Source organism: Pyxidicoccus xibeiensis (assembly GCF_024198175.1).
GTDB lineage: Bacteria > Myxococcota > Myxococcia > Myxococcales > Myxococcaceae > Myxococcus > Myxococcus xibeiensis.
This window is the reverse complement of sequence record NZ_JAJVKV010000005.1, coordinates 218,463-239,200: the sequence shown is the minus strand read 5'-3', so window position 1 is coordinate 239,200 and position 20,738 is coordinate 218,463. Positions and strand designations below refer to the sequence as shown.

12 protein-coding genes are annotated in these 20,738 nt (G+C 67.8%); 7 read left to right on the top strand and 5 right to left on the bottom strand.

What is annotated here, in order from left to right; genetic code table 11:
- Window positions 1-934: 934 nt before the first annotated feature.
- The gene (locus tag LXT23_RS23660) at window positions 935-1,708 is read left to right on the top strand and encodes a hypothetical protein (protein ID WP_253982539.1); all 774 of its coding nucleotides are present in this window, start codon (window positions 935-937) and stop codon (window positions 1,706-1,708) included.
- A gap of 654 nt (window positions 1,709-2,362) precedes the next feature.
- Entirely contained in the window at window positions 2,363-3,808 is a 1,446-nt protein-coding gene (locus LXT23_RS23655; RefSeq protein ID WP_253982538.1) for an ice-binding family protein, read from the top strand.
- Window positions 3,809-3,865: 57 nt separating this feature from the next.
- Here the strand turns inward: LXT23_RS23655 and LXT23_RS23650 are convergent, their stop codons facing one another.
- From LXT23_RS23650 to LXT23_RS23640, 3 genes are all read right to left on the bottom strand, one after another.
- On the bottom strand, window positions 3,866-4,939 hold the full coding sequence (locus LXT23_RS23650; protein ID WP_253982537.1) for a sensor histidine kinase: 1,074 nt from the start codon (window positions 4,937-4,939) through the stop codon (window positions 3,866-3,868).
- Window positions 4,940-5,125: 186 nt separating this feature from the next.
- Window positions 5,126-7,411 (bottom strand): SF1B family DNA helicase RecD2, encoded by a 2,286-nt coding sequence (gene recD2, locus LXT23_RS23645; RefSeq protein ID WP_253982536.1) that lies wholly within the window; start codon window positions 7,409-7,411, stop codon window positions 5,126-5,128.
- Window positions 7,412-7,543: 132 nt separating this feature from the next.
- Complete coding sequence (locus LXT23_RS23640; RefSeq protein WP_253982535.1) at window positions 7,544-8,488, bottom strand: NAD(P)-dependent alcohol dehydrogenase; 945 nt, start codon at window positions 8,486-8,488, stop codon at window positions 7,544-7,546.
- Window positions 8,489-8,555: 67 nt separating this feature from the next.
- Here LXT23_RS23640 and LXT23_RS23635 point away from each other — a divergent pair, with 67 nt between their 5' ends.
- Window positions 8,556-9,482 (top strand): LysR family transcriptional regulator, encoded by a 927-nt coding sequence (locus LXT23_RS23635; RefSeq protein WP_253982534.1) that lies wholly within the window; start codon window positions 8,556-8,558, stop codon window positions 9,480-9,482.
- A gap of 75 nt (window positions 9,483-9,557) precedes the next feature.
- Here LXT23_RS23635 and LXT23_RS23630 read toward each other — a convergent pair whose 3' ends face one another.
- Entirely contained in the window at window positions 9,558-11,702 is a 2,145-nt protein-coding gene (locus LXT23_RS23630) for a YncE family protein (protein WP_253982533.1), read from the bottom strand.
- A gap of 744 nt (window positions 11,703-12,446) precedes the next feature.
- Between LXT23_RS23630 and LXT23_RS50690 the strand changes: the two genes are divergently transcribed.
- The 3 genes from LXT23_RS50690 (at window position 12,447) to LXT23_RS23620 (ending at window position 17,428) form a co-directional block, all read left to right on the top strand.
- Window positions 12,447-13,745, top strand: coding sequence for a TetR/AcrR family transcriptional regulator (locus tag LXT23_RS50690; RefSeq protein WP_407692909.1), 1,299 nt, complete (start codon window positions 12,447-12,449; stop codon window positions 13,743-13,745).
- Between the two features lie 289 nt (window positions 13,746-14,034).
- Window positions 14,035-15,003, top strand: a complete 969-nt coding sequence (locus LXT23_RS23625; protein WP_253982532.1) for an NAD(P)-dependent alcohol dehydrogenase — start codon at window positions 14,035-14,037, stop codon at window positions 15,001-15,003.
- Window positions 15,004-15,241: 238 nt separating this feature from the next.
- Complete coding sequence (locus LXT23_RS23620; RefSeq protein WP_253982531.1) at window positions 15,242-17,428, top strand: RCC1 domain-containing protein; 2,187 nt, start codon at window positions 15,242-15,244, stop codon at window positions 17,426-17,428.
- A gap of 75 nt (window positions 17,429-17,503) precedes the next feature.
- Here LXT23_RS23620 and LXT23_RS23615 read toward each other — a convergent pair whose 3' ends face one another.
- Window positions 17,504-18,808: a hypothetical protein gene (locus tag LXT23_RS23615; RefSeq protein WP_253982530.1), complete on the bottom strand. Its 1,305-nt coding sequence runs from the start codon at window positions 18,806-18,808 to the stop codon at window positions 17,504-17,506.
- A 305-nt stretch (window positions 18,809-19,113) separates the two neighbouring features.
- On the opposite strand from LXT23_RS23615, the gene LXT23_RS23610 reads away from it, so the two are divergent.
- Entirely contained in the window at window positions 19,114-20,733 is a 1,620-nt protein-coding gene (locus LXT23_RS23610) for an alkaline phosphatase family protein (RefSeq protein ID WP_253982529.1), read from the top strand.
- Window positions 20,734-20,738: the final 5 nt, after the last annotated feature.

Genomic DNA, 20,738 nt, shown 5'->3' with positions numbered 1-20,738 from the left:
CGGGCGCTGCGCCTGCTGGAGAATAGAGGGGCCCTGCCCGCACAAGGACCCGAGGACGCGCTGCAGGCGTACCAGACGCACTCCCTGCAGCAACGGCTGCGCTGGACGAAGGTGGACGTCCGGCCCCCTCCCCGAAAGCAGCTCCAGTGCGCCTGCCGGCCCCGAGCGTCACAGGGGCTGCTTTCCGGTCGCCTTCCCGAACCTTCACGTCACATTCGAGAAGGCGCGCGCCTACCTCCTTGAACGCGGAGATGAGCCTGACAAAAGAAAGGTTCACATGAAACGCACGACGCGTGACTCCTGCTCGGCGACGACGCGCACTGCTTGGGCACTGATGGTGCTGGCAGTGACGGGACTCGGTGCACCTGCGGCGCACGCGTCAGGTCCGGGTTGACCATCCTCACCACCGGCAAGGTCTGCATCTCGGGCTCACTCAAGGCGGTCACGAATGTGTCGTGAGCCGGATTGAGGAGCCACGAGAAAGGGAAGAAAGGAGGAACTGAGGGTCCATGGTCACCTCAGGGGCAGGGATAGGCAGTCGTACGGTTGCGGGTCTATTCGTACTCCCAGCCGCATCTGCCTGCCTCGTGGCCTCTCGCCTCGTGACGGACATGACCTTCTTGCTTGCTACGTGCGGCGCCGTCACGGCGCTTGTCGGTCCACCACTGATGAACCAGATGAATCACTTCAATCGGGCAACAGGATTCTTCACATGATACGTCATACAATCAGCCTGAGAGCGATTGCAGCAACCACCGCCATTGCAGTAAGTATGGGTACTGGATTCTCCGAAACGGCTGCAGCGGAGCAGCCCAGCGCGCGAGCCGTTGACTCCGCTGAGCTCGTCCTTCGAGCTGAAGCGCAAACGAAGGGCAGGTCTGGACTGGCAGCGGAAGAGCCAGGCAGGAGGGAGGCGGTTCGTCCCGAGTCAGGCGTGCTTCCTTCTTCCATTGGGGAGGACATCGTCTTCCCGGGCGACAATGGCTCACCGACGATGACGATCCACATCGACTCTGCCGGCAAGGAAAAGCCGAAGGCCCGCTTGGCTCAAGGCATGGCGGTCTACGAAAACACCGCCGATGTCACAGATACGGTCGTCCGGGCTGAGAAACGAGATGACAGCGCAGGTGTGGAAGCGTTCTATGTCCTCAAGAATCGGAACGCACCCGAGCAGTTCACTTCAAAGTTCCGCATTGAAGGCGCAACGCTGGAACAGAAAGATCCGCAAACGATCCTGGCCTTGAACCCTCACGGGGTCGTCATCGGCGCGGTGTCTGCGTCGTGGGCAAGAGACACGGCCGGGAAACAAGTTCCCATCTCTCTCTCCGTTCGAGACGGGAAGATCATCACGCATGTCAAGCACCGCTCGCAGAAGTACCAATACCCTATCGTCGCTGACCCCTCATATGTCAGAAACTGCGGCAGAATCACCTGCTCCTTCTATTTCACTCGTAGAGCCACAAAGAATCTGAAGGATACGGCCGCTGCCGCTGGCGGAGGGGCTGCAGCCATTCTCGCTGGTGCCGCGATGTGTGGCGCCATCCCCGTCCCCGGATCGGCGCTATGTGCTGCGGCCGTTCTCGCCAACTATCTCCCCGCCATGTACAATCTCACTGCGGCGGTCAACCGCAAAGGGTGCTTTGTCGTCCGAACCCCTCCCACGCGCTTCGATAACGTCGCCAGCACCAACAGGTACTGCCGCTATTAACAGCCGCGTCTCTGTCGTTGACGAAATCCGCGAGGTGCTCACTGAGTCTGCCCAGTTCCATGGGGCAGGCTCAGTCGCGTGCTGCTCACCGTCGGAGCCTACGATCCACACAAGGTGCGGGAGGACCACGGAAATGGGGCACACTCAGTCAGGACGTCGGCCGCCGTCGCTCCGCGCGGCGTGTCCCCGGTGCGCACGGCAATCCCCAGCACCTTCTTGCTTCCCACCCCTGTCCCGTGGGTTTGTCGCTGGTCGCGACTCGGCGTTGCGAGCCTCCTCGTTCAGCGGATCCCTCGTGCACCCCAAGCTCCGTCTCCTCCGCCGCGCTCACGCAGGTATTTGCCGTGGGACTACGGCACGTTCAAGTGAGACCGTCGCGCGCTTTTCCCTCACGAGAGACCGCATTCCCGTATCCGTCGCACCGGCTTTCGGCACCACGTCGCATAAAAGCTCCGCGGGCGTCGTCATCGTCGCTTCTGACCTCATGGATTGACCACCCAGCTGCCTTGACGTGGGCCATTCCTGTCTTAGGTTGGTAGCAGAACCTTCCCTGGCGAGACTCGCTCGGGGCAAAGGATTCATCCCCCACGAACCACCCTGGACTGGAAGCGCATCGCCGCGCTTCGTCCAGGTGGGTCCCCCCTCGGAGCCTTCTTGACTCTCCTTCCCTTCGCTTCACGCCACCCGTCCATCCAAAGCAGCCTCGCGACCCGGCTCGGCATCGTCCTGCTGACGCTCGCCATCGCCGCCTGCGGCGGGACGGAGGACCCCAAGCCGACGCCAGCGCCGACACTCACCGCGACCTCCCCCGTGGACAGTGCCACCAGCGTGCCGCTCAACGCGACCCTCTCCGCCTCCTTCGACCTGGCCATGGAGGCCCTCACCGGGACGACCTTCACGCTGAAGCAGGGAGCGACTGCCGTCACGGGAACCGTGGCAACCAGCGCCGATGGGAGGACCGCGACCTTCTCACCCTCCAGCAGCCTGACCGCGAGCAGCGTCTACACCGCCACCATCACCACCGGGGCGAAGTCCGCGGAAGGCGCAAGCCTCGCGGCGGCCCGCTCCTGGAGCTTCACGACGGGCGCGGCGGCGGACACCACCCCGCCCCAGGTCAGCTCGACGACCCCCGCCGCCGAGAGCGCCGGTGTGGCCATCAACCGGAAGGTCACGGTGAGCTTCAACAAGGCGATGGACCCGCTCTCCCTCACCTCCGCCACCTTCACCGTCCGGCAGGGTGCCATGCAGGTGCCTGGCACCGTGGCCTACGGCCCCGGTACCACCGCGACGTTCACCCCCGAGAGCGCGCTGGCCTCCAGCGCCATCCTCACGGCCTCGGTGAGCACGGACGTCAAGGACCTGAACGGCAACCGACTGGCGAGCGCCTTCACGTGGAGCTTCACGACGGGCACCTCGGCCGCGATGGGCCCCATGCCGGTGTCGCTGGGGACAGCTGCCAACTACGCCATCCTGGCCAAGTCCGGCGTCTCCACAGTCCCGGCCTCCTCGGTGACGGGCGACATCGGGCTCGGTCCGGCCGCAGCGAGCTACCTCACCGGCTTCTCGCTGGTCGCGGACGCCACCAACATCTTCGCGTCCTCCCCCCAGGTTGTCGGCAGGGCCTACGCCGCCAACTACGCGGTGCCGACGCCCTCCAACCTGACCACGGCGGTGGGCAACATGGAGAGCGCCTACACCGACGCCGCCAGCCGGCCGACACCCGACTTCCTCGAGCTGGGCACCGGCAACCTCGGCGGGAGGACCCTGGCGCCGGGGCTCTACAAGTGGACGAGCACGGTGACCCTCCCGACCCACGTGACGATTTCGGGCGGCGCGAATGACGTGTGGATCTTCCAGACCACGGGAGACCTGACGGTCAGCGCGGCCCAGCGCATCACCCTGAGCGGCGGCGCGCAGGCGAAGAACATCTTCTGGCAGGTCGCCGGCCGGACGACGCTGGGCGCCGGCTCGCACTTCGAGGGCGTCCTGCTCTGCAAGACGGACGTCACGCTGGAGACGGGCGCGACGATGAACGGCCGCATCCTGTCCCAGACGCAGGTGGCCCTGCAGAAGGCCACTGTTACTCAGCCTCCCCGCTAACGCCGGGTCGCTGAGCTTCGGGGGACAGGTCCACGTGGCCCGTCCCCCGCTTGCGTTTCAGCCCCGCTCCGCGAGGGGCAGCGTGAAGTGGAACGTGCTGCCAGTGCCCAGGCTGCTCTCCGCCCAGATTCGCCCGTCATGCGCCTCGACGATGCACTTGGAGATGTGCAACCCGAGCCCGTGCCCGCGGCGGTCGAACTTGTTCACCTGGCGGAACCGCACGAAGACCGCGTCCAGCTGGTCAGGCGGAATTCCCGAGCCGGTATCGGTGACGGAGACCCTGCACCATGGGCCCTGTGGCTCCGCGCGAAGCTCGATGCGGCCGCCTTCCCTCGTGAACTTCAGGGCATTGCTCAGCAGGTTCGCGAGGACCTGGAGGATGCGCTCGCGATCGAAGTTCGCGAGGAGCGGACCGGGAGGTCCGGCCAGCGAGAGCGCGATGCCTTGAGCCGTGGCGGCGGGCTGGAAGACGTCGACCGATTCCTGCAGCACCCGGGTGACGTCGTCGGGCTCGGCACGCACATGGAGCTGGCCCGCCTCGATGCTGACGACGTCCAGCAGGTCGCCGATGAGGCGGTTCATGCGCGCCGTGAAGCGCTGGATGCTCTCGGCCCGCTTCACGACCTTCTTGCCGCTGTCGTCGGGGGGCGCCTCCTTCACCAGGAAGGCCGTACTCACCGCGATGCCGCCCAGCAGCGAGCGGAGGTCATGGCTGACCATCCCGAGAAAGTCATCGCGGGTGACCAGTGCGGCGTCGGCCCCCGTGCGCTCGATCAACAGGTCCTTGTCGGTCTCTTCACGCTCGAAGCGGAGCAGCTCCGCGAGGGCTCGCCGCCGCTCGTCACGCTCGCTGGTCAGTTGAGCGGCCTGCGTGGTGCGCTCCTCGGCCAGGGCGCGGTCCTCCTCGGTCCGCTCGACCTCGAGCGCGGCGCTGGCGCCGATGCCTGTCGTGTCGGCCTTCGCGCGGGCGGTCTTGAGCACCTCATCCGCGCGGTCGTGAGCGCGGGCCAGGACCGCGTCCGAGTCCTCCTCTATCGAGGCCCGCTTCTTCTCCAGCTCTCGATCCGTCCTCGCGCGCTCGCTGCGAAGACTGTCATCTGTCTGGGTGCGCTCAGGTTGCTTTTGACTCATTTCCGCCCCTCATAGGCCACTCCCCCAAGGATGCACACCACGGGGTCAGGAATGGGGGGGAGGAAGTATCCTTGTTAGCGATTCACGCCCCGGGGGGCCCCCAGGGGTCCCAGCACCTTCTGAGGAGCGCAGCCAGGCCGGCAATGGCTCGCGAATGACGGGCTCCGGATGGCGCGTTGAAGCAGGTCAGTCCCTCAGCCGGGCGGCGAGCCGGGTGTAGCGCTTCTGGGTGTCCCCGTTGCGCACGGCAATCCCCAGCGCCTTCTTGCTTCCCACCAGCACCACCAGCTTCTTGCCCCGCGTCACGCCGGTGTAGAGGAGGTTGCGCTGCAGCAGCGTGTAGTGCTGCGTGTGCAGCGGCAGCACCACGCACGGGTACTCGCTGCCCTGGGACTTGTGCACGCTCGTCGCGTAGGCCAGCACCAGCTCGTCGAGGTCCGACCAGGAGTAGGCCACCGGCCGTCCTTCGTACTGGACCACGAGCGACTGCTCCTCCTTGTCGATGGCCTCCACCCGCCCGATGTCCCCGTTGAAGACGCCGAGCTCGTAGTTGTTGCGCACCTGCATCACCTTGTCGCCCACCCGGAACGTCCGGTGGCCCCGGGCGAGCTCCTCCCCGGTAGGGTTCAGGTGCGCCTGGAGCGTGGCGTTGAGGTTCGCCGTCCCGATGAGGCCCCGGTTCATCGGGACGAGCACCTGCACCTCGTCCACCGGGTGGAACCCGAAGCGGCGCGGAATCCGCTCCTTCACCAGCGTCTTCAGCGCCGCGAGGATGGCCTCGGGCTCCTCCTTCTCCACGAAGTAGAAGTCCGCCATCGCGTCCGCCGCGGGCACCTGGGGCAGCTCCCCCTGGTTGATGCGGTGGGCGTTGGTGATGATGAGGCTCGACTGCGCCTGCCGGAAGATGTGCTTCAACCGCACCACCGGCACCTGCCCGGAGGCGATGATGTCCTGGAGCACGCTGCCCGGCCCCACGCTCGGCAGCTGGTCCACGTCTCCCACCAGCAACAGCTGGCAGTGCGGCGGCAGCGCCTTGAGCACGCTGAGCATCAGCACGGTGTCCACCATCGACACCTCGTCGAGCACCAGCACGTCGGCGTCGAGCGGGTTGTTCCTGTCCCGCTGGAAGCCGTGAGTACGTGGGTTGTACTCGAGCAGCCGGTGGATGGTCTCCGCCTCGCGCCCCGTCGCCTCCCCCATCCGCTTCGCCGCACGGCCCGTCGGCGCCGACAGGAGCAGCCTGCGGCCCTTCTTCTCCAGGATGGAGAGGATGGCATTCACCAGCGTCGTCTTCCCGGTGCCCGGGCCGCCGGTGATGACCAGCACCTTGGCCACCATCGCCTGGCGCACGGCCTCCTTCTGCTCGGGGGCGAGGGTGATTCCCTGGCGGCCCTCGAACCAGGCAATGGCGCGCTCCACGTCCACTTCCAGCGGCCGCCCCGGCCAGGCCGCGAGCGCCTTGAGGAGGTTGGCGACCCCGACCTCCGACACGTGCAGGGCCTTCAGGTACACCGCCTCGCAGGCATCCTCGGGACGCGGCTGCGCGAGCGCGCTGGCCCCCTCCACCGCGAGGTACTCGGCGGCGGCGAGCCGGGTGATGGCCGTCTCCACGAGCTCGGGGGTCACCTCCAGCATCTCCACCGTGCGCGCGGTGAGCTTGTCGCGCGGCGCGTAGAGGTGACCCTCGTCGGAGAACTCGCGGAGCACGTGCAGCACCCCGGCCTCGGCGCGCTTGGGCGAGTGGGAGGGCACTCCGAGCGAGTGGGCGATGCGGTCCGCGGTGCGAAAGCCGATGCCGTACACGTCGATGGCGAGCCGGTACGGGTTCTCCTGCACCACCGAAATCGCCTGGGCGCCGTACTGCTTGTAGACCTTCACCGCGAAGCTGGCCGGCACCTCGTGGCTCTGCAGGAAGACCATCACCTGACGGATGTCGCGCTGCTCGGCCCACGTCTCTCGCAGCAGCTTGCGCCGCTTCTCTCCGAAGCCCTTCACCTCCGCCAGCCGCTCGGGCTTCGAGTCGATGATGTCCAGCGTCTCCAGGCCGAACTTCTCCACCAGGCGCTTCGCCATGGCCGGGCCCACGCCCTTCACCAGCCCGCTGCCGAGGTACTTCTCGATGCCCACCAGCGTCGCCGGCTTCACCGTCGCGAAGGACTGGACCCGGAACTGCTCGCCGTACTTCCGGTCCTGCACCCACCAGCCGGTGAGGCGCAGGGACTCCCCCGGCTGGGCACCCAGGAGGTTGCCTACCGCAGTGATGGGCTCCTTGCGGCCGTGGACCACCACCCGCACCACGCTCCAGGCAGCCTCGTCGTTGGTGTAGGTGATGCGCTCGAGGCTTCCCTCCACCGTGGTGGTGGGACGCGAGGGGGCGTTGGCCTCGAGGGACGCCGAGGCCCCGTCCCGCGCGGCGGGAACGGCGCCCCCCACGTCGGCGGCGTAGACCGGGCGGGGAGGAGAAGCGGACATGGCGCCAGAAGGTAACAGGGAGGGCCGCCATTGCCTCGGGGGACATGCCTGCCCCCTCCCCTCACGGCTGCCTGCCTGCCCTCCAGTGGACGCTCTCCCGGCCCGAGCAGGCAGGGGACCGCGAGTGCTGGCTCATCCCTCGAGCCGGATGACGACCTTGCCGACCTGGCCGCCCTGCTCCGCGACCTCGAAGGCACGCCGGTACTCGGAGAGCTCGAACACCCGGGTGGGGCCGGGGCGCAGCTGCCCCGCGTCGAGGTGCCGGCCCAGCGCCTCGAGCGCGGCGGTGGTGGCCCGGGTGATGACGAAGCGGTGCTGATGGGAGCGGAACGGGTTCTGGAGGCCGGCGCCGATGAGCTTCGTGGGGCCCGGCTCGAAGTCGACGTAGACGCCCCGGGGCTTCAGGAGCCCGCGCGCCTGGCTGAAGGGAAGCCGCCCCGACAGCTCGAGCACCGCGTCGAACGTCCTGCCAGACGCGGTGATGGATTCGCGCCGGTAGTCCACGACGGTGTCCGCGCCGAGCTCACGCGCGAGCGCGACGCCGTCGGTGCCGCTGACGGCCGTGACGTGGGCCCCCGCCCCTTTCGCGAGCTGGAGGGCGTACGGCCCCAGCCCGCCGCTGGCGCCGTTGATGAGCACGTGGTCGCCCGCCTTGATGCGTGCGACCTGCACGGCCGTCTGGGCCGCGAGTCCGACAACGGCGATGGCCGCGGCGCCCACGTAGTCGAGCGACTTCGGCAGCTTCGCGACGACTCGCGCGGGGACGGAGATGCGCTCGGAGAGGTACCCCTCCTTGAAGGAGCCGAGGCCGCCGAAGACGTCATCGCCGACCTGGAAGCCCGACACTCCCGGGCCCACCTGCTCCACCACGCCCGCGAAGTCGAGGCCCGGCGTCTTCGGGAACTTCGTGCCGCTGAGCAGGCGGGCGTCGCCGCGCCGAAGCTTGCCGTCGAGCGGGTTGATGGACACGGCGCGCACACGCACGACGAGGTGTCCACCGCGAGGGGACGGCGGGGCGACGTCCGAGAGCGTCAGGACGTCGGGACTTCCGAAGCGGGAGTACGTGACTGTTTGCATGGGTCAATGAGTACGACCGCCCACCAATTCATGGAACTTGATGTTGGACAGCCCTAGGCTTCACTCCATGAATGTCTCGGCGTTCGACCTGAACCACGCGCGCGCACTCCACTTCCTGCTGGAGGAGGCCCACGTTGCCCGGGCCGCGCGGAGGCTGGGAATCACGCCCGCGGCGGCGAGCAATGCGCTGCGACGGCTGCGGAGCGACTTCGATGATGCGCTGCTGGTCCGGGCGGGGCGGACGCTGGTGAGGACCCCGCTCGGGGAGCAGCTGAGGGGCCCCGCGCGCGAGGTCCTGGCCGCGGCGGAGCGCCTCTTCGAGGTGAGCGCCCCGTTCGAGCCTGGCAGCTACGACGGCGAGCTCGTCCTTGCCACGTCAGACCGGGTTGCGGAAGCGCTCCTGCCGGCACTCGATGGCCTGCTGACCACGAGGGCTCCGCGAGCGAGCCTGACGGTCCGGACGGTGATGACCGACGTCGCGGCCTTCCTGCGAGACCAGGGTGGCGTCGGCATCGCGCCCGACACCGCCCGGGAGCGGGGCCTGTCGACGGAGCAGTTGTTCCTGGAGGACTTCGTCTGCGTGCTCCGCAAGGGACATCCGCTGCTGAAGGGCCCGTGGACCCTGGGGCGCTTCGCTGCCGCCGAGCACATCCTCGTGGCCCCGAGGGCCCAGTCGGGCCGCGGCGCCGTCGACGACGTGCTCGAAGCACAGGGGCTCTCCCGGCGGATATCGCGGGTGGTGACTTCGTTCGCGCTGGCGATGCCCCTGCTCGTCTCCTCGGACCGCATCACGGTGCTGCCGCGCAGCTTCGCGCTGGCGCGAACCCGGGACCAGGGAGTCGTCGTGCGAGCCCTCCCCTTCGAGCTGCCCTCCATCGTGATGGAGCTGGCGTGGCACCCGGGGCACGAGCGAGACCCGAAGCACCTGTGGCTTCGAGGGCTCCTGCGAGATGCCGTGCGAGCCGCGGGGCTCCAGGCTCCGAAGGGGGCGTGAAGCGGCCCTGAATCAGGCGCCCTGGCCGAGAACCGCCAGGGCGCCATGAATGGCTTCAGGGCTACAGGCCAGCCATCAAGGCCAGGGCGTGCTCATCGTCACGGAATCCGGCACGAAGGTGAAGTGCGCCGCCTGGGAGGCGCCGTAGCCGAGCCACCGGTAGCCGTCGATGATGTGCGCTGGCACCCACAACTGGATGCTCACGTTGGCCACGTTGCAGTTACCGATGATGTGGCCCACACGCATGGGAGGGTTGCCAGCGGCCGAGGTGGTCTCCCGGGTGTGCAGCACCTGGACGCTGTCCAAAGATCCCTCCTCGTAGAGCGCCGGCAGGTACGCGCCGCCCCGGGCGAAGGACAGGTAGTAGCGTCCAGAGCGCTTCGGATGCCAGGCCGAGAAGTCCACTGCCACCAGGTCATTCTTGCTGACGTAGGTGATGCACCCGCAGTCCATCAGCGGGTAGACACCCGGCTCGGGCGCCTGCGTGGCGCTGCCCAGCCGGGGCAGGGTCACCATGGCATTCGTGTAGGTGTTGTCGATGCGGAGCTGCTTGCTCACGCTGTGCGCGGGCAGCAGCGCCCCATGGGTGTCGAAGAAGTCGACTCGAAGCGTGCACAGCCCGTTGTCGCCGATGTTCGTGTGGATGATGGCGCCAAGGTTGGGGTTGTACCAGTGTTCCTCCGAGCCACGGACGGCGAAGGCATTGGCCGGCGTGCCACCCGTGCCCGTGGCGTTGGAGGTCGTGGGCACCCACTTGGGCTCACCGCCCGTCGCATGCCACTTCAGGTCCGTGAACGGGTAGGTGATGAGGCGGGAGACGCCGTCCTCGTTGGTGAGGGTGAGCCGGTAGAACTTGATGCCCTCTGTGTTCGCCCTGCGGTGGTTGATCATCAGTCCCAGCGAGCCGCCGAAGGGCACGTTGTGGACCTGGAAGAAGTAGCCCGCGGCACGCGTGGTGTCCGCCTTGCCCATGTCCTCCGGTGCCGGGAGCGGGGTCATGGACGGGTTGTTGATGAACTGGAAGGGCACCAGGCCAATGCCCATGACCAGCTCGCCGTTGGCGAAGGACAGCTCGAGGTCACCCAGCTCTCGGTCGCTGGCCACGAAGAGCCGGCTTTCAGAGAGCACCTCGACGCTCCACGGGTCCACCGGGCCGTCCGCGGAGCTGAGCACCACGGAGCGTGTCAGGCTGTTGAGGTCCACCCGGAGGACCTCGTTCACCGGGTTGGGCACCGTGACGTAGAAGGCGCTGCGAGTGTCATCCGTCCACGTCATGAAGCCGCTGGAGCCCGGCAGCGGAGAGACACCCAGCACCGGGCGCAGCGAGGGCGTCGGGTGGGCCAGGTCCACCGAGTACAGCTCGCCGCCCTGGTTGGAGACGTAGGCCGTCCTCCGGGCCTCGTCGATCAGCAGGCCCACGCCCAGGTTCAGCCCCGAGACCACGGCGGTCGTCACCCCGCTCCGCGGGTCGACCTTGAGGAGCCTGTTGGCGTCCACCACGTACAGGTCCTGGCCGAAGAGCGCCATCTGCTGCGGCTGGTCCACCTCCGCGGAGAGGATGTGGGACCGCAGGTCCGCCGTGAAGTTGGGGGCCTGCGCCGTGCTCTGGTTGTCCACGCTGTAGATGCACGTGCCATCGGAGATGTAGGCCGTCTGCTCGTCCGGGGACATGACGATGTCACGTGGATCGAGGCAGTTGAAGAGCGCCCACATCGCAGGGTTGAAGTTCAGCTTGTAGGTGAACCACTCGATGCGAGTCTTCGCGGGTGAGGTCGTGGTGTCCAGGTAGAAGCGGACGACGGCGTAGTTGCTCGAGCCCAGTCTCACCGCGTAGTAGTTGTTGCCCTGCCCGTTTTCGGTGAACCGCAGGGCGTTGTAGGTGAGGCCCGGCAGGGTGGTGGGTTCGATGGCGGCCAGCCCACCGGCGGGCGCATCGGAGTACTTGTACAGCCGGGTCGCCCCGATGCCCTGCAGTTCTCGCGTGGCCCCGAAGACCTCCATCCACCGCAGGTCCGTGACGCCGTCATCCAGGTTGAACTGCGTGTTCACCGTGGCCTCGGTGTTGCCACTCGAGACCCGTTCCAACGGCGTGGTGCGGATGCGTCCGAGGATGCCGTTGTTGTTGCCTTGCTGTACGTAATAGACGTAGTTCGAGCCACGCGTGTAGTGCGTCCCCCGGATGCCCGTGGTTGCGAGAGTACCGAATAGCTTGTTGTACATTCAACCAACTCCTTGCAAGTGCCGCGTAACATGGGCGTGAATGCGCCCATGACCAGACACCCTAGAAGCAAGGCCTGACATTCAATCTTCCATGCAATCAGTTGCATCCGACCTGTCACATCCGGGCTCGATGCAGGTCCGAAGTGCCAGGCCCGGGAGACCTGCCCCAGAGGGAGGTATCCAGGTCTTGCTCGCGGGCTGCGGGGCAGGCCACTCCTGGCAGGTATGGTTGCCAGTGGCGCTGGTGCACAGGCATGAGCTGGGAGGCTGTAGCCCGAGAGCGCGGGCCGTGGCGACCCACCTCTCCTGCCCGGAAGGGCAATTCCAATTGTTCGCACCTCGGTCGATACTCTTCCTTGCGAGGAAGCCATGCTCATCAGGCAAGACGTGGATGATTTCTGCCTGACAGGGCGAAAGGGGCGCGCCCCCGTGGAATGAGTGTTCCTTCCAAGCACCAGGGCGGGAAGGGCAGCTTCCCCGTGCGGACCTTCCGTGCCAGTGCCGCACGCCCCGGGGCAGTCCGGGACATGCCCTGGGCAGGCTCTCGGGAGGATTTGCCTCCAGACTTGGAGAGAGCCCGCATCGCCTGAACCTTCGAAAGGCCTTCCGGACTCGCGCGCACCGTGGGCCGCAGCGGACCTGCCCGGTCGTCCGTCGTCGGCATGTCAGCCCCACCCGGTAGGAAGGTGCTGGCGGAAGGAACGTTCCTTCCACGGGCGGGTCGGTCCGGCAGGGGGTGGGCAGATGATGGAGCTGTACCAGCAGTTCATGGCCACGCGGATGGAGGAGGCGGCGGCGGTGATGGCGCAGCGGGGCTACGACAAGACTCCGGCCGCGGAGCTGGCGCGGGTGATGCGCATGTCGGTGGGCTCGCTGTATCGGCGCTACGGCAGCAAGCGGGGCTGTGCGCTGGCCATTCGGGACTTCTCCGACGACGAGCTGTACCGCTATGCGCGCTACGAGTTCCAGATGGCCAGCACGGACGAGGGGGCGGGCTTTCGCGAAGGCTTCTTCGCCCTCTGGAGGCTGCTGGCCCACTACGTATTGCGGATGCCCGGCGTCTTCAGCTTCGTCCTCCTGCACGCCCGTCCGGAGCAGGGGCCGGACGACGAGCGAGGCTGGCGGGTGCGAGACCTGGTCCGGGAGGTCGTCAGCCAGGGCGAGCGCGAAGGAGTGCTGGAGCCGGGTTCCACGATGGCGAGGACGTGCCTGGTGTGGGGCGCACTGGCAGAGCTGGGGCGGGTGGCGGCAAGGCGGGAAGGCGCAGTCACGGAGGAGGACGTGCTCGCGTCAGCGGAGGCGCTCTGGCGGGCGCTCGGGCCCAGGAACGAGTCGGCGCCCCGGGGGCCCGGCGGGATGCCACCTCCAGATGGTGGAGAGGCTTCGGATGAGGCGCCCGACAGTGGCGCGGCGGTGGCCATGACGCTTCCGCCTCCAAACTGCGAGGAGCCCTCGGAGGAGGCACACGACAGCGGCGCGGCGGCAATGAATGATGACGCGGCGGTGCGTACGCCAGGCGCTCCGTCTGTAGCCGTGACGGCTGGAGAGGCCCTGGCAGCAACTCACGATGACGCGGCGTTCGGGCGCTCGATGCACGCCAACCCCTGTCGCGTTCTTCGCTACGACCCTGCCGGGATGAGGACACCGCACGCGGGAGGCCCCTGCCGGGCGACGTGGCAAGCAACGCGCTGGAGGCCATGTCGCTCGCCACGGTCTCGCATGTCTTGGCGCCGGGAGCGCTCGGAGCCTCCCGGATGCCGAAGGACTCTTCCGCGTCATGAATCAGGCGGCATTGGCGTTCGGGGTGCGGCAAACGCATCGCCGATGTGTGCCGCGAGCGCTTCTGGCAGAGGCCGGCGACGTCCGGCTCCAGCGTGGGGCTGGAGAGCCGGATGCCGGTGGCGCCGCGGGTGCGCTCGAAGAGCGTCCCGACGGTGTAGGCATAGCGATAGCGGCATTGACGCGCCGACTCCCAGGCACCGCGCTCGCAGTCCCATTGCTTCCGCTCGCCGTCCTCGCCGCACCCCACCGCCCCGAAGATGAGCGCCCCGGTGGGGGACCGGATGACCGCCCACCTGCCCCAGCTCGACCGCGTCATGCTGCCTTCGTCGCAACACATCCCCAGCGGCCGGTCCCGCACACGAAATGCAAGGGTGTGCCAGAGTGAAGATGCGCGGTCAGATGGAGCGCCAGGCCGGGATGGGCGCCAAGGTGTTCTACAACCGGAAGCGTCGCCACTTCTCTCCGGGCGACATCCGCCCGTTCGACTTCGAGCGAGTGGCCACAACACCACGCCCGGAAATGAAACCGGCCGTCACTCGTAGGGAACGCAATGAAAGCCATCGTCTGTCCCCGATATGGGTCCCCCGACGTCCTCCGGCCCGAAGAGGTCGAGACGCCGGTCCCCCGTGACGACGAGGTCCTGCTCGCGGTCCGCGCGGCGTCCGTGAACGCGGCCGACGCTCATCTCATGCGAGGTGAGCCCTTCGTCATGCGTCTCGCGCTCGGACTCCGCAGACCCAGATTCCCCATCCTCGGGTCGGATGTCGCGGGCCGGGTCGTCGCCGTCGGAAAGAGCATCACGCAACTTCAACCCGGCGACGAGGTCTTCGGAGATATCTCCGACTGCGGCTTCGGCGCCTTTGCCGAGTACGTGTGCGCTCGCGAAAAGGGGCTGTTGCCGAAGCCGGCGAACCTGACCTTCGAGCAGGCGGCCGCCGTGCCCATGGCCGCCGTTACCGCGCTCCATGGCCTCCGCGACATCGGCCGGATTCAGGCGGGCCAACGCGTCCTGGTTCACGGCGCGTCGGGCGGCGTGGGCTCGTTCGCCGTGCAGCTCGCCAGGTCCTTCGGAGCGGAGGTCACCGGGGTCTGCGGCACCGGGAAGCAGGACATGGTGCGCGCCCTCGGAGCCGACCACGTGATTGACTCCACCCGGGAGGATGTCACCCGAAACGGGAAGCAGTACGACCTCATCTTCGACGCCGCGGCCTATCGCTCCCTCTTCGACTTCAAGCGTGCCCTGAGTCCCACGGGCGTCTACGTCCTGGCCGGGGGCTCCACCGGGTCGCTCTTCCAGACCCTGCTGCTAGGCCCGCTGTTTTCGAGCTCCAGAGGCAGGAAGTTCCGCGGCTTCCTGTCGACGCCGAACCGGGAGAGCCTGACCTTCATCAAGGAGCTCATCGAAGCTGGCAAGGTCGTCCCGTTCGTCGACCGGCAGTTCCCGCTGAGCGAGGTTCCCGACGCAATCCGGCATCTCGAAGCAAGACGCACCCGAGGGAAGGTGGTCATCACGATGTGATGCGCCCGTGACCCGAGCGACACGATGGGCGGGGCTGTCCACCGTGCTGTAAGTCGTTGCAGCATGGGTCGCACGCACCCCCGTCAAAGCAACCACATGCAAGGTTCTGAATAGCTGCCTGCGCCCCAGGGCATGGTTCTGCCGGACGTGGCGATTGCCCAACGGTTCCAGAGTTGCTCTAGTTCACTCACGGCAATGCCGGCCAAAGCCGCCAAATCCGTAAGCCGGGGAGTGACAAATGCAAAGCAGCGCAGGGCAGTGGATGAGAAGGTTGCTGGGAGCCTGTCTCGGAATCTGGCTCGCGGTCGGCTGTGGCCAACCGATGGAGCCTTCAGGAGAGGAACCGGCGTCGATTGGTTCGCCAATCGTGCGCGCGCGGCCACGCGCCCGTCTGGCTGCTGGAGGGTACCATTCCCTGGCGATACGCCCCGACAGCACCGTGTGGGCGGCAGGATACAACAGCCTGGGCCAGCTCGGGAATGGCACCACGACCGACAGCTCCACGCCTGTGCCGGTCCAGGGGCTGAGCGGAGCCGTGGCCGTGGCCGCGGGCCACTATCACTCGTTGGCGATCCGCTCCGGCGGCACCGTGTGGGCCTGGGGCTACAACAGCGATGGCCAGCTGGGGAGTGGCTCCACGAGCAGCTACAGTTCCACGCCCGTGCAGGTGCAGGGATTGGCGGGTGCCGTGTCCGTGGCTGGAGGCAGCTATCACTCGCTGGCGGTGAAGCCAGATGGCACTGTGTGGGCCTGGGGCGACAATTACTACGGTCAGTTGGGAAATGGCACGACGACCGACAGCACGACCCCCGTGCAAGTGCAGGGACTGACCGGAGTCGTGGCAGTGGTTGCTGGAGACTATTTCTCCATCGCCGTGCGGTTTGACGGCACCGTGTGGACCTGGGGCGACAATGACGATGGTCAGCTGGGGAATGGCACGACGACTGACAGCCTGACGCCCGTGCAGGTGCAAGGGCTGAGTGGAATCGTGGCTGTGTCCGCGGCAGATGGACACTCCGTCGTGGTGAAGCCAGACGGCACCGTGTGGACGTGGGGTACCGACTATTACATCACGTATCAACAGACGACACCGAGGCAAGTCTCAGGACTGAGCGGGGTCGTGGATGTGGCTACAGGCGGCGACTTCTCGATGGCGGTGCGTTCCAATGGCACCGTGTGGGGCTGGGGCGAAAACTACTACGGCCAGTTGGGAGATGACTCCAAGAATGGTCGTTACACACCCGTGCAAGTGAAGGACCTGACCGGGGCGACTGCCGTCGCGGTGGGCGAGGCTCACTCGCTGGCGCTGCGCTCCGATGGCAGCGTATGGGCCTGGGGCAGGAACGATTATGGCCAGCGTGGGGACGGAGTCCCGATTCGCCACCCTGTGCCGATGGCGGTGGAGGAGCTCGGCGGTACAGTCGCCGTGGCTGCGGGATATGAGCACTCGCTGGCGGTACTCTATGATGGCACCGTCTGGGCCTGGGGTAGCAACCGGAGCGGTCAGCTCGGGGATGGGACAACAACGCGCCGGTCCATACCCGTAAAGGTGCAGGGGTTGAGCGAAGTCATGGCTATCGCCGCGGCCGGCAGCCGCTCGGTGGCGCTGCGCTACGATGGCACCGTGTGGGAGTGGGGCTCTGGCAGCGCTGTGCCTGTTCAGGTGCCATCTCTGAGCGGGATTACGAGCATCGCCGCAAGTGGCACACACACACTGGCGCTGCGTTACGACGGCACCGTTCGGGCCTGGGGCAGCAACTGGTACGGCCAGTTGGGCGACGGGACCATGAACGACAGATCCGCGCCAGTGACGGTACAAGGGTTGAGCGGTGTCGCGGATGTCGCTACTGGCAATAGCCACTCGCTGGCAGTGCTGTACGACGGCACTGTGAGGGCCTGGGGGAGCAACTGGGACGGCCAACTTGGGGATGGCACGACGACCAACAGCGCAATACCGGTGCAGGTGCAAGGACTGACCGGAGCAGTGGCCGTGTCCGGAGGAAACTACCACTCTGTCGCGGTGCGCGCGGATGGCACGGGATGGGCGTGGGGCTGGGGTACCCGGGGCACATTGATGGGCGGCAGTTCGAGTTCCAGAGTGCCGGCGCAGATGTCGGTGACCGGGTTGGTGGATGTGGCGGCAGGCGGCAGTTCCTCACTGGCCGTGAGTTCCGCAGGGCCCTTGTGGGCGGGGGGCTCCAACAATTGGGGCCAGTTAGGGAACGGCACCACGAGCTCCGTGTCTGCGCCGACACAGGTACAAGGGCTGAGCAACGGGGTGTCTTCCGTCGCCGCCGGCGGATACCACATGCTGGCGGTGAGCTCCGACGGCACCTTGTGGACCTGGGGCAACAACTCCGACGGCCAGCTGGGGATTGGCACCTTCTTCGACGCCATCACGCCCGTTCGCTCCCTGCTGTATTGAGCACGGGGTTGACCCGCTGACCGTCAACCGACCCACGCCGCGACGCAGCACCACGGCTGCGTGGGTCGGGCTGAATCAGGGCGCGACGTACTCGACGGCCCGGTAGCCCAGGCGCATGGCTTCCGTCTTCCCGAACTTCAGCGGGTCCTGGTAGCTGCACCGGCCCCCGGGAAGCGCGTCGCAGCCGGACGGCACCATCTCCGAGATGATGGTCCGCACGAGCGCGTCCGACAGCTCCTCCGCGCCGTGCTTGCCATCGCGCAGGAAGATGAAGTTCGAGAGCGCGACGGGCGTCACCCAGGACGTCGTCGGGAAGCTCCCGAAGGGGGCCACGTCGACACCGAAGTTGTCGACCACCAGGAACGGCGTCCGGTTGTAGTCGAAGGGTCTGCTCGGGCGGATGCCGGTGTTCACATAGAGGTCCGCGGCGTGCGCGGCGGGCCAGCCCTGGAGGTGCCCGTGCGGTCCGCGCCCCTCCGTGTCCAGGCCCGACTCCAGCTCGCTGAGGTAGCCGACGCGCAGGCGGTTGCGGTAACGCTCGGAGGGGAAGTCGAACGGGGACTCCTCCGGGCCGGCGACGTCGGCGGCCGCATGGGCCGCGAAGACGCCCGGAGAGCCGAACAGCACCTCCATGACGGGCTCCTCCGTCAGCAGTTTCGCGCGGAGCACCTCGTCGGAGGGCGCCTCGGCGCCACAGCGCCGTACCCACGTCTCGCGAAGCGTCGTGACCGTCTCCCCCCGGCTGTAGTTGATGAACCGCACGTTCAGCTCGCGCATGACGGCCCGAAGGGACTCGGCCCTCCGCCGGGCATGCTCCCGCAGCGGAGCGAGCGTCTCGGGCGTCGTGGAAGTCGCGCAGAACGCCTCGCGCGGAGCCACCCGGAAGGAATCGTCCTTCCACAGGACGAGGGGCTGCCGCGGGTTGGCCTCCACCACGGCGGACATCACGATGTTGCCGTGGCCGAGGCCCGCGCCGGTGTGGAAGCCGTAGGTGTCGTGCAGCGGGCCCCACAGGGACCGGAGCCACTCGGCGGGAATGATGCCCGGGCCCGCGAACGCCGCCAGCGCCTCGTGCAGGCCCGCGGGGGTGTGCCAGGTGAAGGGAATGGCGGCGAGGGTGCCGTCCTCCGCCGTGCGGAAGTAGCCCCGCAGGCGGTTCCGGTAGCGCAGCATCATCGGGGAGAGGGACTGGAAGTCGTCCACGATGAGGATGGCCTCACCGGTGCTCTCCGTCATCGAGAACTCCGACGGGTTGAATGGATGGTCGACCCAGGCGCACCCGGCGCTGTCCGGCTGCTCGCGGAAGCAGGTGTCCGACAGGACGCGCGCTCGCGTCTCCTCGATGCGCTGGAGGAGCGCCGCGTCCGGAGCGCGGAGCACGGGCCCGTCTCCCGGTCCTTCGCCGTTCCGAGGTACCGACGCCTCACCACAGCCCACCATCGCCCCGACGAGCGCGCCTGCCAGGACCGAACACACCACCTGATTCCGCACACGACCTCCCTGCCACAGTCCAGGACAGCCTACCGGCCGTCGATGCCGAGTGTCCCGGATACGGAGTGGGCATCGCGGACGGGTCGTCCGTGGCCTGCTCGGGACCTGGCCTGGAACAATCGGACCAGGCTCGTTGACGCGGTGGGGACGCATCCTGGTTGCTTCTGCCCCTCTGGGCGGAGAGTCTGTCCGGCATGTCTCGCCTGCTCGCCGCCCTCCTCGTCCTGTCCGCCCTGCCCGCCGCGGCGAAGGCCCCGAAGCTGACGCTGTTCATCAGCGTGGACGGGCTGGGCAGCGACGTGCTCCTGCGCAACCGCTCGCGCCTCACCGGCGGTCTGGGGCGGCTGCTCGACACGGGCGCGTACTACCCCTACGCGCGCTATGCCTACGCGGAGGCCCGTACCTCACCGGGTCACGCCACGCTGGCCACCGGCGCGAACCCCTGGCGCCACGGCATCGTGGACAACGACGTCCATGACCGTGCCACGAACCAGAGCGTGCAGCCCTACATGGACCCGACGCATCCCATCCTGGACGGAGTCACCGCCCCCTCGTCGGACACCAGCCCCGAGAACCTGATGGCGGAGACGCTGGCGGACCGGCTGCGCGTGTCCACCCAGGGCCGGGGCAAGGTGGTGGCGCTGTCGTTCAAGGCGCGCGCGGCGATTCCACTGGCCGGGCGCCAGGGACAGGCGTGGTGGTTCGACGAGGCGACGGGGAAGATGGTGACGAGCACCTGGTACGCGAAGGCCGTGCCCGCGTGGATGCAGGCGTTCAACGCACGAAAGCTGGCGGACGCGGACTTTGGCAAGCCATGGCAGCTGCTGCGTCCACGCGCTGAGTACCTGGGCGGGGACGACAGCGCCGCGGAACCGCCGGACCCCTACGGCATGGGCCGCACCTTCCCCCACGCAATCAGCGGCGGGCTCGAGGAGCCGGGGCCCGCGTCGTACCGGGTCTTTGCCGTGTCGCCCCGCTCACATGAGCTGCTGGTGCAGGCGGCGAAGGCCGCGCTGGAGGGCGAGGGCCTGGGCCGAGACGACGTGCCAGACATTCTCGCGGTGAGCTTCAGCGGCACGGACGCGGTGTTCCACGCGTTCGGCCCCTCGTCGTGGGAGATGCAGGACACGCTGCTGCGGTTGGACCAGGCGCTGGGCGAGCTCATCACCGCCGCCGAGCGCGCGGCGGGAGGCAAGGCGAACCTGGTCATCGCGCTGTCGGCGGACCATGGGGGCGCGGAGCTTCCGGAGGCCTGGGCCCAGGCGGGCCTGCCGGCAAGGCGCATCCACCCGGTGGAAACAGCCAAGGAGCTGGCGCAGGAGCTGCGCTCGAAGTTCGGCGTCGACGTGACGGTGAAGCTGCTGACGTTGGATGTGTACCTGGGTGGCAAGGCCCTGGAGTCGGGGCAGGTGGACGGCGTGGCGGTGCGGCGCGCGGCGGCGGCGTGGCTGGCGAAGCAGCCCTTCACGTTGACGGCGCTGGCGAAGGACGACCTGGACACGGCCCCGGACCTCGGAGGGCTGGTGGCGCCGCTGCGGCGTGGCTACTACCCGGTGCGCAGCGGGGACGTGCTCTTCGTGCCGAAGCCGTTCCACGTGGTGAGCGACTACCCACGCGGGACGAACCACGGCACCCCGTACTCCTACGACGCGCAGGTGCCTGTGGTGTTCGCGGGCCGAGGCGTGAAGGCGGGCCTGTACCTCCAGGAAATCGACCCGGTGGACGTGGCGCCCACGCTGTCCGTGCTTCTGGAGATGGGCATGCCCGCGTCGGCCGAAGGCAAGCCACGCGCGGAGTCCCTCTCGGGGCGGTAGAGGCC

What these genes read in the sequence shown, in the direction of transcription:
- LXT23_RS23650 (WP_253982537.1), bottom strand. Translation starts at nt 4,939, where the DNA reads ATGAGTCAAAAGCAACCTGAGCGCACCCAGACAGATGACAGTCTTCGC.
- recD2 (WP_253982536.1), bottom strand. Translation starts at nt 7,411, where the DNA reads ATGTCCGCTTCTCCTCCCCGCCCGGTCTACGCCGCCGACGTGGGGGGC.
- LXT23_RS23640 (WP_253982535.1), bottom strand. Translation starts at nt 8,488, where the DNA reads ATGCAAACAGTCACGTACTCCCGCTTCGGAAGTCCCGACGTCCTGACG.
- LXT23_RS23635 (WP_253982534.1), top strand. Translation starts at nt 8,556, where the DNA reads ATGAATGTCTCGGCGTTCGACCTGAACCACGCGCGCGCACTCCACTTC.
- LXT23_RS23630 (WP_253982533.1), bottom strand. Translation starts at nt 11,702, where the DNA reads ATGTACAACAAGCTATTCGGTACTCTCGCAACCACGGGCATCCGGGGG.
- LXT23_RS50690 (WP_407692909.1), top strand. Translation starts at nt 12,447, where the DNA reads ATGATGGAGCTGTACCAGCAGTTCATGGCCACGCGGATGGAGGAGGCG.
- LXT23_RS23625 (WP_253982532.1), top strand. Translation starts at nt 14,035, where the DNA reads ATGAAAGCCATCGTCTGTCCCCGATATGGGTCCCCCGACGTCCTCCGG.
- LXT23_RS23620 (WP_253982531.1), top strand. Translation starts at nt 15,242, where the DNA reads ATGCAAAGCAGCGCAGGGCAGTGGATGAGAAGGTTGCTGGGAGCCTGT.
- LXT23_RS23610 (WP_253982529.1), top strand. Translation starts at nt 19,114, where the DNA reads ATGTCTCGCCTGCTCGCCGCCCTCCTCGTCCTGTCCGCCCTGCCCGCC.